The organism is Nitrospina gracilis Nb-211 (assembly GCF_021845525.1).
Taxonomy (GTDB): domain Bacteria; phylum Nitrospinota; class Nitrospinia; order Nitrospinales; family Nitrospinaceae; genus Nitrospina; species Nitrospina gracilis_A.
The window spans coordinates 1,801,092-1,816,432 of the sequence record NZ_JAKJKD010000001.1 but is presented as its reverse complement, the minus strand read 5'-3'; the positions used below and the strand labels follow the sequence as shown (position 1 = coordinate 1,816,432).

Below are 15,341 nucleotides of genomic sequence, written 5' to 3'. Positions count from 1 at the left end.
GCCCGCCGCCCTCCGTCCCCCCCTATCCACAAGGTGAAAACCGGCCCCTCTCCGGCGGCCGGGCCTGATTTTTGATAAAATTTGTTTAAATTATTGAAAATCATGTTATACTTGGTCCACATTTAATCACACAAATTCAAACACTTAGGGGGAAAACCCGCGGTGGACCGTCAATGTGAGGGGTTGCCATGAGACTGAAAACCCGCTTCATCCTGATCCTGTTTTTCTTTGCCATCGGCGCCGGCACGGGTTACGCCTGGCGCAGTAATATTTTCGCGCCTTCTCTGGAAAGCGAGGATCAGGAGGCAACGGTGAAGAAGATGAGCGCCGTCAAGCCCGACAACCTCAAAAAGAAATTGCGGGACGTGGTGCCCGCTCCCCAAGTGAAAAATGATTTCACTTTTTTCGACACGCTCACCAACGTCAGCCAGAACCGGTTTATCGATTTGGATGGAAGCATCATTGAAAAAGCCGGGTACGAGCAGAAGGTGCTGACCGGTGATCCAGAAGCGGAAACCGGCAATGTGGTAGAGGATCAGGAAGAGGCGGTGGTTGCCGTACCGCAACCGGAAGGCGACCAGGTGGCGCAGAAAGACTCGCAAAAGAGTCTGGAAGATAAAATCAAGGAGCTCGAAGCGCTGGTAGAGGATGAGCCTGAACCCGCGCCAAAGAAAAATCAACCCACCCCAACCCCGAGCTGGAAACAGCCGGAGAGCGAAATGACCGCCGCGCCATCCGGCGAGACGCGGTTTCAGGTGCAGGTCAGTTCGTTCCGCGAGGTGGAACGCGCCCGCGCGCTGGAAGCGCAACTTCAGGACAAGGGGTACCCGGCGTTTTATACGCCCGTGGCCTTGCCGGGCAAGGGAGTCTGGTATCGGGTGTTTTTAGGTGAGTTTGAAAAGCGTGCCACGGCGGAAGAGGCGGCACGCCTGGCCCGCATGCGGGATTCGCTCAACACCGTGATCCTCACTCTTCGCTAGGCGATTCCATTCCCTTGATATACCGCTCGGAGTTGTTGAACTGCTGAAGGACTTCGACCGGGTCCATCTCCCGCTTTCCCCCGTAAAACCCTTCTTCATTCTCAAACACCGTGTTGAAGCGGTAACCTTTGGTGTCGTTCTGGTACAGCTTGCGCCGCTGCTCTTCGGCTTCAAATGTGAAATCCAATGTGGCGGTTTGGCCCGCCTCAATGGTGATGGTGCCGGTCTTTGTCGGAATGAACGGGTGCCACGCCATCACCTCGTATGTGCCGGGGGGAATGTCATGGATTTCGAAGTTGCCTTCCGCGTCGGTCACGGTGAAGTAGGGATTCGCCACCATGAGGCCTCGTGTCTGGATGAAGGGGTGAAGATTGCATTTCAGGATCATCTCCGGCGAACCGGGTTTCATAAACAGCGAACGCACCTGTGAGGAGTTGGGCATGGTGGTTTTGTGCGAAACCTGGTATTTGTACACGCCGTTGACTTCGTATACCGCCATTTCATGCTTGATCGGGTCGATGTTTTCCAACAGCAGGTCTTCGCCGTTTTTGTAACCGATCGCATACTGGTCTGCCTGGCAACGGCTGATGGTGACACTGGTCATCTTGCGGGGAAACGGTTTTCCCTTTTCGACGTTGAGGATGGCGACGACGGTGTCCTTCAATGCGCCGTCGTTGTTCACCACGAAATCGTGCAGAAGGCGGTGTCCGTCCCCGTCAGAAATGCGCGAGCAGAATTTGATGTTCGGGATGTTGATCAGGTGGAACACGCGCGGTTTGGGAATGGTGCCGGTCATTCTGACTTTGCCCTTCAGGGAGCCGCCGTCGTCCACCGCGGCGATCTTGTATTCCGGAGTCAGTTGAAAGTACAGCTTGCGCGCCAGCGTGTTGTTGCGTTTGTAGAGTTTGGTGACCTGCGCCAGCGCCTTGTCATGCGCTCCCATGTGTTCGTAGATGATGCCAAGGTCGTAATCGGCGAACTTGAGTTGCGAATCCATCTTGAGGGCCAATTCGACTTCCTGCGCCGCTTCGGTCAGCAGGTTGACCTTGGCAAACGTCAAGCCGCGAAGATAGCGGAACTCCGCATTGTCATAGCCCATCTTCAAGGCCTTTTCAAACGCCAACAGGGCTTCCGTATGGCGTTCGGCGCGGCTCAGGGCGACGCCCAGGTTGGCCTGAATCCAGCTGTTGTCCGGCTGTTCCGCCAGTGCTTTTTTGAACGATTCCACCGCCTCCGGCCATTTGCCCAGCAGGCTCATTTCCTGAGCATGCTCCAGGTGCGGAGAGGTGTTTAGATCGTTTGCCATCCCCCAAACGGGAAACATCAAACAGCAGGCCAATACGAGTAGGAAACACTTCAAACGGACCATAAATACGACCAACCAAAAACGGATGTGAATAAAATGGAGGCGCTCACCAAACTGCTTTCCGTGGGAACCAACGGGCTTGCCAAGCGGGTATCCGGTGACGTTATAATACCCTAAATCCGGAATCAATTTAAATGGGAAAACCCCATTGAATTCCTTCTTCAAAAGGGAAAGAACGCTTGTGAATCAAACCCCGATTCTCCATCAGAAAGGCGGAAGTGCGGAGATCGATCCGTTCTGGATGCCCTTCAAACCGCACGTTTTGATCCCCGGTCCGGTGGCGCAGACCATTTGGGGCTCTCAGTTCACAGGCGACACCCGCATTCCTCCCCGTACGTTCCATAAAATCCGGTTGGAGGAAAATGCGGTGCTGGTGCTGGCGGAACTGAAGCCGCAAACGCCGGGCCGTCCGCTGGTCCTGCTGGCGCATGGCATGGGAGGGTGCAGTGAGTCGGCCTACATCCGCCGCATTGCCAATAAGCTGAGTGAAGAAGGCTACGGCGTGTTCATGATGAACCACCGGGGTAGCGGTCCGGGGATGGGGTTGTGCGACCGCCTGTTCAACGGCGGCTCGAGCGGCGATCTGAAAGCGGTTCTGCAGTTCATCGCCAACCGTTATCCCGACTCGCCCCTGCTGGCAATGGGTTTTTCCCTGAGCGGAAACATCCTGCTGAAATACCTGGGGGAAGGGCGGGAGTCCATTCCGCAACTGCGCGCGGCGTTCGCGGTGAATCCGCCCATTGATCTCAAGGTAGCCAGCCGCGCCATCTCACACGGAGCCTTCGCCCGCACGTTCAACCGGTATTACCTTGGCCTCATGTACAACCAATTGGACGCCCTGCGGGAATGTTTTCCCTCTGCGTTCGCCCCGACCCAACGGGCGCGTACCATCTGGGAGTTCGATCAACTCTATACCGCCCCAGCGGCGGGCTATGCCACCGTCGAGGATTATTACGATGCGTGCAGTGCCCGGCAATTTTTAAACGGCATCCGCATTCCGACAACCGTTCTGTGTTCGCAGGACGACCCGTTCATTCCGCCTTCGGTGTTCGACGGCATTGAAAGCGCCTCCAACGTGCGCTTTGTGAATCCGAAGGCGGGCGGGCACATGGGGTACATTGCGCGCAAGCTCACTCCCTTTGGCGACCGGCGATGGATGGATTACGTCTGCGTCGAGTGGGTACGCGCCCACACGCCGAAAGCGGAAAGGTGGGGGAAATGACAGCGGTGCTTCGATGGTGGACGGACATGCGGAGCCTGTCGGCGGTGCGGCTGAAGTTTCTCAAGAATCATTTCGGCCGGCCCAACGGCGACAAGGTCACGCGGTGGTTGCTGATCGGTACGCTTGGCACGCTGTTTCTCATCGCCGATTATGTTTTCTTCTACCGCATGGTGGCGTATCTCGACGGACTGCCCCTGCAGGTGGGTGAGGAATTGATCGTTCAGTTGCTGAACGTGGTGTTTCTCACGCTGTTTGCGATGTTGCTGTTCTCGACCATCATCGCCGCGCTGGCCATCTACTACGTTTCGTCCGACCTTGAATTTCTTCATTCCCTGCCGATGATACCGAGCGCCATCATTCACGTCCGGTTCGTGCAGACGCTCATCAACGCGTCGTGGGTGATGCTGGTGTTTTCGCTTCCCATGTTCGTGGCTTACGGGTATTACTTCCAGGTCACGGCATCTTATTACTTTTACCTGCTGATGGCGTTTCTGCCCTTTGTCGTTTTGCCCTGTGCGCTGGGAGTGCTGGGCATCATGGTGTTGATGCGTTATTTCCCCACCGACAAGGCGCACCAGATCCTGTCGTTTCTCGGTTTGTTTTTCGTGGCGGGGCTGGTGGCATTTCTCCGGTTTCTTTCGCCGGAGAAGTTTTTTGACAAGAAGGTGTCGGACGAGGCGATCATCGGCTTCGTCGAGAGCCTGCGCGTGCCGGAGTTTCCGTACCTGCCCAGCAGTTGGATCACGCGTGGACTGACGGCATGGACCGAGGGCCGTCTTGATATCAGTTTTGCGCGGTTGGGATTCCTGTATGCCGCCGCGGCGGGGGCGCTGGTGCTTTTCGCGTGGATCAGCCGTCGCATTTATCTTTCCGGCTGGCGCAGTTACCAGGAGGTGAAAAATGCCCCGCGCACCAAAAACAAAAATAACAGCAACGGAAAATCGCTTCTGGCTTATTTGCCTATCGAGCCGATGAAGCAGGCGCTCATTGCTAAGGACCTCAAGGTGTTCGCGCGCGACCCGTCGCACTGGTCGCAGATGTTCATTTTGCTGGTGCTGGTGATCGTGTACATCTTCAACATCATGAACCTGCCGCTCGACAACCTGGTGCTCAAGAACGTGGTGTCGGTGCTCAATATCGGGCTGATCGGTTTCGTGCTCTCTGCCTTGATTGCCCGCTTCGTTTTTTCCTCCGTCAGCATCGAGGGCAGGAAGATGTGGACGCTGTACACCGCACCGGTGGACATGCGCAGTTTCCTGGTCGCCAAGTTCTGGATGTACTGGCCGCCTTTACTGCTGGTGGCGGAAATCCTGACCGTGGCCTCCAATCACCTTTTGCAGGTGGACGCCTACGTGATGAAGATGTCGGTCATCGGGGTCCTGCTCATCACCACCGGGCTGGTGGGCATGGGGCTGGGCATGGGGGCGATGTATCCGCGGTTCGACCACGAAAACATGTCGGGGATATCCACCGGCACCGGCGGCATTCTGTTCATGATCTCCAGCCTCGCCTATGTGATGCTGGTGCTGGTATTGAGCGCCCGTCCCATGTACGTCCACTTCAACGAAAAATTCCTGTTCAAGTTCGTCGGCGGCATCGAGGTGCCTGTGTTTTACGGCCTGATCGTGGCACTGACTGCGCTGGTGACGGTCGTTCCCATGCGCCGCGGCATCCGCGCACTCCGAACAATGGATATATAATGGAAAGAAATTCCCTGGAGTGGTGATTCATGGAACTGTTTCCTGAACTGGAAAACGAAAACAGCCGCCTGCCGCAGGCGCCGTTGGCCGACCGCATGCGCCCGGCGGACTGGCAGGAGTTGTTCGGCCACGAGCACCTGGTGGGGGAGAGCAGTCCCCTGCGCCGCCTGATCGAAAAAGACACGGGACTGTCATTCATCCTGTGGGGGCCGCCGGGGTGCGGCAAGACCACCATCGCGCGCATCGTGGCGCGCGTCACGCAGAGCCAGTTCTTTGAGATCAGCGCCGTCAATGCCGGGGTGAAGGACATCCGCGATATCATCGAGACCGCGCAGAAATTGTGGAAGTCGCAGAAGCGCCGAACCATTCTGTTCATCGACGAGATTCACCGCTTCAACAAGGCCCAGCAGGACGCCGTTTTGCCCTACGTCGAGAACGGCACCATCCGCATGATCGGTTCCACCACGGAGAACCCGTCGTTCGAGGTGATCCCGGCACTCCGCTCGCGGTGCCAGGTGTTCCGGCTGGGTTACCTGAGTGCCGACGATGTGCGTGGCATCCTGGAGCGGGCGATGAAGGACCGCGACCACGGGCTGGGGCGTTACCCGGTGGCCTTCGACGACGACGCCCTGCATCTGATCATCAGCCACGCCAACGGCGACGCCCGCCGGGCACTCAACGTGCTGGATTCCGCGGTGAGTTACCACCTGCAAAACGACCCGGAGGCGTCGACACCGGTGGGCCGGGAGATGATCGAGAGCATTATCCAGCGGTGTGCGGTGTTGTACGACAAGGGAGGCACCGAGCACTACGACCACGCCTCGGCGTTCCAGAAAAGTTTGCGTGGATCGGACCCCGATGCGGCGATATACTGGCTGGCCAAGATGATCGCCGGCGGCGAGGATCCGAAGTTCATCGCCCGGCGGCTGGTGGTGACCGCCGCCGAGGATGTGGGCAATGCCGACCCGATGGCGCTGGTCGTGGCCAACGCCGCCGCCGATGCGGTGGAGCGCATCGGCCTGCCGGAGGCACGCATTCCGCTGGCGCAGGCGGTCATTTACGTGGCGAAGGCGCCGAAGAGCAACGCCGCCATCACGGCCATCGACAGCGCGCTGAGCGACATCGAAAATAAAGGGTTGGCCTATCCGGTGCCGGATCACCTCAAGGACGCACATTACCGGGATGCGAAAAAGTACGGGTATGGGGTGAACTACAAGTACCCGCACGACTACCCCGGCGGGCGGGTGGAGCAGGAATACCTGCCCACCGAACTGCGCGGAAAAAAATATCTCCCGGATGACAAACGGGACGAAACTTGATATATCAGATGGGTTTACTAGGTTAGAAAGAAAGGTTTTGGGCAGGATGGTATCGAGAACGAAATTCAACACGGTTGAGGATATTTACGAAGGCCGTCTGCGCGGCAACCAGGCCATGCTCAGCGGCCTCGGGCTCTCGGCGGAAGAAGCGCGCCTGCTGTGGCAGTCGGAGCGTATGAAAGAGGTCAACTGGCTGGACCTCGATGACAACGATCTGGGTGACGAAGGAGTGAGGGAGCTTGCGGAGTGCGGCCTTCTCGCCAACGTCCAGTATCTCAACCTCAACAAAAACGGCGTGACCGATAAAGGCCTTCAGTACCTCGCTGAATCCAAATGCCTGCCCCTGCTCAAGCGCCTGCATCTGAAAGACAACCTTATCGAAGGCAAGGGCGTGGTGGCGCTGTTTGAATCGCAGACCCTGGACAATCTTTCCACCTTCCAAATCAATTCCGGCTGGACTTGCAAAAAACGCGAAGGCTGGCGGTACAATCCCCAGTTCTGAGTCTATGCTGGAAATCCCCCACAGGTATCAGGTACACGTCCATATTGCAGGAGAGGACCGCCCCGGCATCCTCGCCGAGGCGCTGGAGTCCGTCGTGCAGTGCGAAGCGTTGGTGGTGGACATCAAGCAGTTCGTGTTCAGCGGCCTGCTCAACCTGTCGCTTTTGCTGGAGAGCAGTGACAGCGAAATCCTTCATCAGTTGGAGGAGAAGTTCGGCGTCTACAGCAAGCGGTCGGGTCTCAAGATCAACGTCTATCCGTGGCGGCCGGGGTACCGTCCCGAAGCTCCCTACTGCCACCGGCTGGTGATCACGGTACTGGGGCGGCGCATCGGCACCATTGCCTTTCTCGAGCTGACGCGCACCATTGCCGATCTCGACATCAACATCCCGCGTATCGAGCAGTTGGATTATGGCGATTATCACGTGCTGGAAATCGTGGTGGGCGGCAAGCAGTTGCTCACCAATGTGGACGTGCTGAACGCGCTCCTCAAGTTCAAAGAGAATTTCGATGTGGACATCGCCGTGCAGGAAGACACCCTGTTTCGGCGCAACAAGCGGCTGATCGTGTTCGACGCGGATATGACCTTTTTGCAATGCGAGGTGATCGACGAGTTGGGCAAGCTGGCGGGGGTGGGGGATCAACTGGCCGCCATCACCCACAAGGCGATGAGTGGAGAACTGGATTTCACGGAGGCTCTCCGCGAGCGTGTTCAATTGTTGAAAGGCCTGCCCGTGGAAAAGCTGGAGGAGTTGTTCGAACGCATTCCGCTGACACCCGGCGCGGAGGATCTTGTGCGCATCGTCAAACACCTCGGATACAAAGTGGCGATCGTGAGCGGGGGATTCCAGTTCTTTATAGATAAACTGAAAGCAAAATACGGGCTCGATTACGGCTTTGCCAATCAGTTGCAAATCAAAGACGGCAAGGTGACCGGCGAGTTGGAAGGCGACATCGTCGATGCCCGCGCCAAGGAACGCATACTGGAATCGGTGGCCGAGAAAGAGGGCCTGCTGGTTCAGCAGTGCGTGGCAGTCGGCGACGGCGCCAACGACATCCACATGCTTGCCCGCGCCGGCCTGGGCATCGCCTTCAACGCCAAGCCTATCGTGCAGAAACACGCTCAGGCCATCATCAGCACCTCCAACCTGGAATTGATTCTCTACTTCCTCGGCATCAGCGGCAACGAGTTGCAGGAACTCCGCCAGTTCGTTAAGAAAAAGCTCCGCTGAAGAAAATAAATTTCTTCCTCAACGGGACCTTCCCATATTGACTGGGTCCGAAAACGGAACCTCCCCTGAAGTCCAATGACTTCAAAAAGGTGGCCTTGCGGACACAACGCTCCCCCCTTGAAGGAACCCTGTTTTATAAAATATGGAAGAAGCCATATTGTGGCCGGGGCCCTGAAGGCTTCAAAACAGAAATCGGTTGCAATCGGAAACCGTGAGCTTACTCTAAATATGGGATGATTCTTATGAGGGGCTCATGGATTCTCATCACGGTGTTCACCGCTCTGAATGCGGCTTCACTCTGATTGAATTGCTGATCGCCATTGCCATCGTGTCCATTCTGGCGGCGGTAGCGATTCCTCAATTCGCCAAGTACAAGGAACGGGCATACGACTCCGATTCCAAAGCCACTTTGCGCAATCTGTTCATGTCCTGCCGGGTGTACTGGGATGACAATGGAGGATCTAATTCCTGTGACCCCGTTGTGGTGGCCGGGCCTGCATATGGCTTTGTGAGTCCCACTAAGATTTCCCTGGCGGGTTCAGGGAATGAGACCAGTTTCTCCGCTACCGCGCAACACGTGGACAGTGTGAACAGCTACATCATCGACAATAAGGGCGCCATCAACTGATTGCCTGACCGGCGTTCGCGCAACGGCATCGGCAATGCGGGCCATGCGCAGAGCCGGCCTTCCTCATCCTGTTCAGGGGACCGTGATTGTATGCAGTTCCCATCCCCGTTTTGCAATTTCTTCATCAAATGTTTCACCCGTAAGCGCCGCATCCACGGGCACCGCCCCGCGCGGCAGTTGCCCCCGGGCCGCCAGGATGGCGATGAGAGAGGCGTGCCAGCCCGTCAATTTTTCCATGGCCGTGAACCCGGTTTCCAGGTCCGCCGTCTCCACCAGATCCAGCGTGCAGGACGCCATTTTATTGCGGGTGGTGCCGGTGCATTGCACGCGGATCAGGCCGATGTCCTGCACGCTTTCAGTTTGGAGTTTCTTTTCCAGCAGAACGTGGTACAGGTCGCGCGGAGCCACGCGACGGGCGTTCACGGAAATGGGTTCCTCACTGAACAGCCCCAGTTCCTGAAACGTGCGGAAATGTTCCCAGTGCCCCAGGTAGCGGAGGGTGCGGTTTTCCAGCCGGCGCAGTTTGCCTTCAAACGTCCAGGGCATGGTGCTCAACCCTCCGGCGGTGACCGCCGCCTCGAGCGTCCCCAGCGGTTCGAACTCGATCAATTCCAGTTCCGTCAGGCAGGGCACCTCCGTCACCCGCCCGTTGCGGATGAAATGAGCGTGGCCGTCGTACTCGTTGGTCAGGCCGTTGATGTGGAACAGCAATGCGTAGTTGTAAGGGGGATGAGGGTTGAGCGGCAGACCGCCGTCCCAGATATGCAGTTCTTCCGGTTCCTCGACCAGTTCCATGGCGCGCACGCCCATGTTGATGTTGAGCCCCGGAGCCATGCCGCAATCGGGAGTGAGGGTGACGCCCCGCGCTTCAGCGCGCCCCCCCATGGCTAATTGCTGGCGCACGATCCCCGTGTTGCCGCCCATGTCCACCAGGCTGGATCCTGCTTCGATGGCCGCCTCGGTGATGCCCAGGTTGTATTGAAACGGCACCGCGCTCACTGTAGCGTGAGTTCCTTTCAGCGCGGCGACCAGCGCTTTACGGTCAATGACGTTCAGCGTAGCTGAGGAAACGCAATTGGTGTTGAGGAGGGCGTTGACGCGCTCGGCACCTTTCCGAGCGGACTGGGAATTGGAATCGAAGAGAGTGATGCCTTCCGCATCGCCGAACCGGGCCAGATCGTAGGCGGCGGCGATGCCTTGGCGGCCGGAACCGAGCACGGCGTACCGATGGCTCATGGGATCAGAAAATTTCCTGAAAAATTTCGGGACTCAGTCCAGAAGCACCATGCCTATGGTGTGACCTTCCGTACAAGGTTGAAATTTTACAGCAAAATCCCAGCCGATATTCAATAAAGTTTGGGAAACGTCGATGCCGCAGGCCTGCAGGGTGGGGCGGGCCTGGTCTGGATATTTGCACTGGGATTCAATGGTGCACACGTCGCACAAATCGCAGGGCAGGGCGCCCATCCCAAATGCTCTGAAAAACCCCTTTTCACGCAGGCGCGTCTCCAGGTTCAGCACCATCGAATGCACGTCTGCCGATCGCGGGGCTTCAATGATCATCGCGCGGCTGTAATGCATCAGGATGTCCGCCATCTCGTCACTGGTGGGTGTGAACGTGGGGCAGGTGTGACGCTGGTTGAAATAAGAACAGCCGAACTGGCAACGCAGGCGCACCCAGTGGCCGAGAGTGATTTCATGAACCGAGATCACTTTGACATTTGCGCAACCCAGGTTCTCCGCTTCCTGAACTACTTGTGCTGAAGAAACCCGCTCCGCGGGCAGGTGCTTGACGTTCGGCATTTCTGAAATCATGGAAATCCCTTGAAGGTGGAAACATTGGGGTTTGATGGAGGCATGAATTGTATCACCCAAGCATATGATATATTACCCCACGGATACGATGAGGCGGGCCAAAACTTGTTCCCTCGTTCTGGAAAAAAGCGACGCTGTCAATTTGTCGGCTCTTTCCGCCTGCGGCGTCCCGCGTCAATTCATCGACAAGCCTTTTGTTTTCAATTCGGTTATTGCAGAATAAGAATGAAGCGAGTGTCCCGTCACGATTTTGCGGGCCCAACACAAAACACACTTGATCCGACTTTTACATGAGCCAAAACTGCCGCGCGGTGTTGTTCGACTGGGCGTACACGCTGGTCGATCTGGTCGATGAAGACGATCGCGCCCCGTTGAAAAAAGTTTTCGACCATCTCGCAGGCAAGGGCGTCGCCCTGCCGGATTTTGAGAAAGCGTACCAGTCGTGCCACGAAATTTTTTACAGCATGATCGCGGTGTCGCGTGAATGCGGACTGGAAGCACGGTTTGAGATCGCTTTGCAATCCCTGTTCTTCCGCTACGGCATCACTCTCAACGGCACCACCATGCAGGAACTGCTGGCCCTGTATTACGAAGATATCTACGCCCGGCGCAAGGTGTATCCGGAAACGGTGGCGGTGTTGGATGATTTGAAACGCAAGGGCATCCGCCTGGGTGTCGTCTCCAACACCACCAACCCGGGATACATGAAGGATCGCGAACAGGAAATGGTGGGCTTGCGGGATTACTTTGAGTTTTCCATTTATTCATCGGAAGTGCCGTTCAGGAAACCTCATCCCACAATTTTCCAGATCGCCATCGACCGCTTGGGAGTTCCCGCCGAGTGCATTCTGTTTGTCGGCGACAATCCGGTGGCGGACATCGCCGGGGCGCAGGCGGTGGGTATGAGAACCGCGTGGGTGAACCGCGACCGGAAACCGGTGCCTCCAGGTTTGAAGCCGGATCACGTTCTCTCCACTTTGCACGATGTGCCGAAGATCGTGTGTCCCGGCTGAGCCATGCATCGTTTCTTCGTGCCGCCGGAACAGATCGACGAAAAACGCGTGACCGTGCGCGGCTCGGACGTCAATCACATCCGCAACGTTTTGCGCCTGAAAGTGGGCGATCGTATTTGTGTGCTGGACGGTTTTGGAAAGCAATGGCAGGTCCGGCTCACCCGTCTCGATGCGAAAGAGGTGGAAGGCGAGGTGGTGACCGAGGTTGGAATGGATACGGAGTCACCTGTCAAGATCATCATGGGGCAGGCGCTCATCAAGGGCAACCGCTTCGACCATCTGGTGCGCAAGGCGGTGGAGCTGGGCGTCCATCGGATTGTGCCGCTGGAAACCCAACGCTGTGTGGCGAAGGTCAAAAAACACGAGGCGGGCAAAAAGCTGGAACGCTGGCAACGCATTGCGGAGGAAGCGGCGAAACAGTGCGGCCGCTCTCAAATCCCGCAGGTCGGACCGGACATCCACGGTTTAAAGGCATTTTGCGACCAGGTCGGGGCCAGCGACCTGAAGCTCCTGTTCTGGGAAGACGAAGCCCGGACGCGCCTGCGCGATATCGAGCCGCCTGGCAACAAGGTGGAAACCCTCGCCTTCGTGGCCGGACCCGAAGGCGGCTGGGACCCGCAGGAGGTGGAGTTCCTGAAGGAGAGTGGGTTCCAGACGGTGGGGCTGGGTCCCCGCACTCTACGCGCCGATGCGGTCTCCCTCGTCATCCTGTCTCTCCTGCAACACCGGTGGGGCGATTTATGAATTCCGGTTTTCATTTTGTCCCGCCGCATGATGATGGTACATTGCTCACGATGCCAACCTGTCTTGCCACGCAATCATGAGTTATCAGTTCAAGCTTCCCATTTTTGAAGGTCCGCTGGATCTGCTTCTGCACCTCATCAAGGAGCAGAAGATGGACATCCACGACATCCCCATAAACGAGATCACCAAACAGTACCTGGGCTACCTTGACCTCATGGAGGATCTCAATCTGGAGGTGGCGGGCGAGTACCTGGTGATGGCGGCGGAGTTGACGCGTATCAAATCCAAAATCCTGCTTCCCGTGCAGAAGCGCCCGGACGAGGAAGAAGGCGACGAAGGCGCGGACCCACGCGCGGAGTTGGCCCGGCGGCTTCTCGATTATCGCCGGTTCAAGGATGCGGCGTTCAAACTGCGGCAGATGGAGCACGAACGCCAGCAGATCTTCACCCGCCACGCACCCGTCGAGGTGCCGCAGGAGGACGAGGAGGACACGGAGGAAACGCTGGTCGATGCCACTGTGTTCGACCTGTTCAGCGCGTTCAAAAAAGTCCTCGAGCAGAAAACCTTCCCGCAGGATTACGAAGTCAAAATCACCACGCTGTCCGTCACCGCCCGCATCCGTGGCGTGCTGGACCGTCTGAATCAGGTGGAGAGCCTGTCGTTCGAGGCGTTGTTCGACACGGCCACGACCAAGCAGGAAGTCATCGTCACCTTCCTCGCTATCCTGGAATTGATGCGCATGAAACTGGCGCGCTGTCAGCAGAGCCAGCATTTCGAAACCATCCGCCTGTACCTCGACTCCGACCGGGAACGGCAGGAAGCGGCGCTCAAGGATTTCAGAGACCCGGAACCGCATACCCTGCCTGTTACTGACGAAGCCTCCTGACACGAAAGAAAACCATGCCGGACGCCACGTGGGAACACTTTCCGCACGATGCGGACATGGGTGTGCGCGGTATCGGCGCGACTTTGGAAGAAGCGTTTGGACAGGGAGCCCTGGCTTTGACGGCGGTCATCACCGATCCGGAAAGCGTGGCCACAATCGAGAAAATCCCCATCGCCTGCGAGGCCCCCGACCCGGAATACCTGTTTGTCGATTGGCTGAACGCGCTCATTTATGAGATGGCCACGCGCCGCCTGTTGTTTTCCCGCTTCGAGGTGCATATCTTGAATGGAAACCGGCTCACCGCCACCGCCTGGGGCGAGCCTGTCGATCGCGAAAAACATCAGCCCGCAGTTGAGGTGAAGGGCGCGACCATGACCGCCCTCAAGGTCGGGCAGGAAGCCCCGAACCGCTGGGTGGCCCAGTGCGTTGTCGATGTGTGAAGTGAGAAGCTCATGCAGAAAAAGCGTCTAAAAAGAAAAACCGCAACTGAATGGTGGATCGAACCCACGGGACCCATGCGCGTGCCGGGGGTGATCTACGGCACGGAAGATCTGATCGAGGACATGGACGACAAGGTCCACGAGCAGGTCAGCAACGTCGCCGCGCTTCCCGGCATCCAGAAGGCGTCTTACGCCATGCCCGACGCGCACTGGGGCTATGGCTTCCCCATTGGCGGCGTGGCGGCGTTCGATCCCAACGAAGGCGGCGTCATCTCCGCGGGCGGGGTGGGTTTCGACATCTCCTGCGGCGTGCGCACCCTGCATACGGGACTGGTGCGGGACGACATCGAGCGCGTGAAAGAAACGCTGGCCGATGTGCTGTACGCCAGCATCCCGGCGGGCGTGGGGAGCCGCGGCACGATATCACTCAATCACGAAGAGATGGACGCCATGCTGGAAGGCGGCGCTCAGTGGGCCATAGGCCGGGGCTGGGGCCGCGCCGAGGATCTGAAGTCCATCGAGGAAGAGGGGTGCATGGAGGGCGCCGATGCGCAGTGCGTCTCGCCACAGGCCAAGAAACGGCAGAAGGACGAGATGGGCACCCTCGGCTCCGGCAACCACTATCTCGAGTTGCAGGAGGTGACCGATGTGTACGACGCCAGCGCGGCGGAGGTGTTCGGCCTGCGTGAGGGAGACATTGTCATCTCCATCCACTGTGGCTCGCGCGGGCTGGGTCACCAGATCGGCACCGAGTTTTTGAAATCCATGGCCATCTCGGCACCCAGACACGGCATCAAACTGCCGGACCGCGAACTCGCTTGCGCTCCTATCAAGTCGGAGTTGGGCCAGCAGTATCTGGGGGCCATGCGTTCGGCTATGAACTGCGCCATGGCCAACCGCCAGATCATCACCCATCTGGTACGCAAAACTTTTGAGCGCGTTCTGCCCAGGGCCGAACTCGATCTCCTCTACGATGTCTCGCACAACACATGCAAGATGGAACAGCACGTGATCGACGGCAAAACCAAAACCGTGTTCGTCCACCGGAAAGGGGCGACGCGGTCGTTCGGGCCGGGGCATCCTGATATCCCCGAAGCCTTCCGCTCGGTTGGCCAGCCGATCCTGATCGGCGGCACCATGGGCACGGCGTCGTACGTGTTGTGCGGTACGGATCAAACCATGGGTCTGTCGTTTGGCTCGGCGGTGCACGGGGCGGGACGGCAGATGAGCCGGCGTCAGGCCACCAAGCAATGGAAGGGGCGGGCGGTGATCGACGAACTCGCAAAGCGCGGCATCCTCATCCGCAGTCCGTCACCACGCGGTGTGGCGGAAGAAGCCCCCGGTGCATACAAGGACGTCAGCCAGGTGGTGGAAGCGGCGCACACGGCGGGACTCGCCCGCAAGGTGGCGCGCGTGGAACCGATCGTCTGCGTGAAGGGTTGAATTTGGCTCTCCAAGCGCCTTCAGGTTTTCTCCCGCAATGCTGTTTTAACCT

The 15,341-nt window shown here is 57.9% G+C and carries 15 protein-coding genes; 12 read left to right on the top strand and 3 right to left on the bottom strand.

Annotation, left to right across the window (positions count from 1 at the left end; all coding sequences use genetic code 11):
• The first annotated feature begins 188 nt into the window (after positions 1-188).
• Positions 189-980, top strand: a complete 792-nt coding sequence (locus tag J2S31_RS08600) for an SPOR domain-containing protein (RefSeq protein ID WP_237098677.1) — start codon at positions 189-191, stop codon at positions 978-980.
• Here the strand turns inward: J2S31_RS08600 and J2S31_RS08595 are convergent.
• Positions 967-2,286 carry a tetratricopeptide repeat protein gene (locus J2S31_RS08595; RefSeq protein WP_237098676.1) on the bottom strand — a complete coding sequence of 440 codons (1,320 nt, stop codon included), beginning with the start codon at positions 2,284-2,286 and terminating at the stop codon, positions 967-969. The genes J2S31_RS08600 and J2S31_RS08595 overlap by 14 nt on opposite strands.
• A 241-nt stretch (positions 2,287-2,527) precedes the next feature.
• On the opposite strand from J2S31_RS08595, the gene J2S31_RS08590 reads away from it, so the two are divergent.
• The 6 genes from J2S31_RS08590 (at position 2,528) to J2S31_RS08565 (ending at position 8,948) form a co-directional block, all read left to right on the top strand.
• A complete protein-coding gene (locus J2S31_RS08590) occupies positions 2,528-3,568 on the top strand; it encodes a YheT family hydrolase (RefSeq protein ID WP_237098675.1) in 1,041 nt (346 codons plus the stop codon).
• On the top strand, positions 3,565-5,268 hold the full coding sequence (locus J2S31_RS08585; protein WP_237098674.1) for a putative ABC transporter permease subunit: 1,704 nt from the start codon (positions 3,565-3,567) through the stop codon (positions 5,266-5,268). The genes J2S31_RS08590 and J2S31_RS08585 overlap by 4 nt, the downstream gene beginning before the upstream one ends.
• Before the next feature lie 29 nt (positions 5,269-5,297).
• Positions 5,298-6,587, top strand: coding sequence for a replication-associated recombination protein A (locus tag J2S31_RS08580; RefSeq protein WP_237098673.1), 1,290 nt, complete (start codon positions 5,298-5,300; stop codon positions 6,585-6,587).
• 46 nt (positions 6,588-6,633) lie between these two features.
• Positions 6,634-7,089 (top strand): hypothetical protein, encoded by a 456-nt coding sequence (locus J2S31_RS08575; RefSeq protein ID WP_237098672.1) that lies wholly within the window; start codon positions 6,634-6,636, stop codon positions 7,087-7,089.
• Between the two features lie 4 nt (positions 7,090-7,093).
• Positions 7,094-8,320, top strand: a complete 1,227-nt coding sequence (gene serB / locus J2S31_RS08570) for a phosphoserine phosphatase SerB (protein ID WP_237098671.1) — start codon at positions 7,094-7,096, stop codon at positions 8,318-8,320.
• Positions 8,321-8,573: 253 nt separating this feature from the next.
• Positions 8,574-8,948, top strand: a complete 375-nt coding sequence (locus J2S31_RS08565) for a type IV pilin protein (protein WP_237098670.1) — start codon at positions 8,574-8,576, stop codon at positions 8,946-8,948.
• A 72-nt stretch (positions 8,949-9,020) separates the two neighbouring features.
• On the opposite strand, the gene J2S31_RS08560 is transcribed toward J2S31_RS08565, so the two are convergent.
• Positions 9,021-10,184: a saccharopine dehydrogenase family protein gene (locus J2S31_RS08560; RefSeq protein ID WP_237098669.1), complete on the bottom strand. Its 1,164-nt coding sequence runs from the start codon at positions 10,182-10,184 to the stop codon at positions 9,021-9,023.
• A gap of 33 nt (positions 10,185-10,217) precedes the next feature.
• Positions 10,218-10,763 carry a DUF2284 domain-containing protein gene (locus tag J2S31_RS08555; RefSeq protein ID WP_237098668.1) on the bottom strand — a complete coding sequence of 182 codons (546 nt, stop codon included), beginning with the start codon at positions 10,761-10,763 and terminating at the stop codon, positions 10,218-10,220.
• A gap of 290 nt (positions 10,764-11,053) precedes the next feature.
• Between J2S31_RS08555 and J2S31_RS08550 the strand changes: the two genes are divergently transcribed.
• The 5 genes from J2S31_RS08550 to J2S31_RS08530 all read left to right on the top strand — a co-directional run bounded on the left by J2S31_RS08550 (position 11,054) and on the right by J2S31_RS08530 (position 15,289).
• A complete protein-coding gene (locus tag J2S31_RS08550) occupies positions 11,054-11,776 on the top strand; it encodes an HAD family hydrolase (RefSeq protein WP_237098667.1) in 723 nt (240 codons plus the stop codon).
• A gap of 3 nt (positions 11,777-11,779) precedes the next feature.
• Entirely contained in the window at positions 11,780-12,520 is a 741-nt protein-coding gene (locus J2S31_RS08545) for a 16S rRNA (uracil(1498)-N(3))-methyltransferase (protein ID WP_237098666.1), read from the top strand.
• A gap of 76 nt (positions 12,521-12,596) precedes the next feature.
• On the top strand, positions 12,597-13,406 hold the full coding sequence (locus J2S31_RS08540; protein WP_237098665.1) for a segregation and condensation protein A: 810 nt from the start codon (positions 12,597-12,599) through the stop codon (positions 13,404-13,406).
• Between the two features lie 14 nt (positions 13,407-13,420).
• Positions 13,421-13,846, top strand: coding sequence for an archease (locus tag J2S31_RS08535; RefSeq protein WP_237098664.1), 426 nt, complete (start codon positions 13,421-13,423; stop codon positions 13,844-13,846).
• A gap of 12 nt (positions 13,847-13,858) precedes the next feature.
• Positions 13,859-15,289, top strand: a complete 1,431-nt coding sequence (locus J2S31_RS08530) for an RtcB family protein (protein ID WP_237098663.1) — start codon at positions 13,859-13,861, stop codon at positions 15,287-15,289.
• Positions 15,290-15,341 lie beyond the last annotated feature (52 nt).

Bases quoted from the DNA above. Each gene is read 5' to 3' on its own strand.
- J2S31_RS08575 (WP_237098672.1), top strand. From the start codon at position 6,634: ATGGTATCGAGAACGAAATTCAACACGGTTGAGGATATTTACGAAGGC.
- J2S31_RS08540 (WP_237098665.1), top strand. From the start codon at position 12,597: ATGAGTTATCAGTTCAAGCTTCCCATTTTTGAAGGTCCGCTGGATCTG.
- J2S31_RS08600 (WP_237098677.1), top strand. From the start codon at position 189: ATGAGACTGAAAACCCGCTTCATCCTGATCCTGTTTTTCTTTGCCATC.
- J2S31_RS08560 (WP_237098669.1), bottom strand. From the start codon at position 10,184: ATGAGCCATCGGTACGCCGTGCTCGGTTCCGGCCGCCAAGGCATCGCC.
- J2S31_RS08585 (WP_237098674.1), top strand. From the start codon at position 3,565: ATGACAGCGGTGCTTCGATGGTGGACGGACATGCGGAGCCTGTCGGCG.
- serB (WP_237098671.1), top strand. From the start codon at position 7,094: ATGCTGGAAATCCCCCACAGGTATCAGGTACACGTCCATATTGCAGGA.
- J2S31_RS08580 (WP_237098673.1), top strand. From the start codon at position 5,298: ATGGAACTGTTTCCTGAACTGGAAAACGAAAACAGCCGCCTGCCGCAG.
- J2S31_RS08550 (WP_237098667.1), top strand. From the start codon at position 11,054: ATGAGCCAAAACTGCCGCGCGGTGTTGTTCGACTGGGCGTACACGCTG.
- J2S31_RS08565 (WP_237098670.1), top strand. From the start codon at position 8,574: ATGGATTCTCATCACGGTGTTCACCGCTCTGAATGCGGCTTCACTCTG.
- J2S31_RS08530 (WP_237098663.1), top strand. From the start codon at position 13,859: ATGCAGAAAAAGCGTCTAAAAAGAAAAACCGCAACTGAATGGTGGATC.
- J2S31_RS08555 (WP_237098668.1), bottom strand. From the start codon at position 10,763: ATGATTTCAGAAATGCCGAACGTCAAGCACCTGCCCGCGGAGCGGGTT.
- J2S31_RS08595 (WP_237098676.1), bottom strand. From the start codon at position 2,286: ATGGCAAACGATCTAAACACCTCTCCGCACCTGGAGCATGCTCAGGAA.
- J2S31_RS08545 (WP_237098666.1), top strand. From the start codon at position 11,780: ATGCATCGTTTCTTCGTGCCGCCGGAACAGATCGACGAAAAACGCGTG.
- J2S31_RS08535 (WP_237098664.1), top strand. From the start codon at position 13,421: ATGCCGGACGCCACGTGGGAACACTTTCCGCACGATGCGGACATGGGT.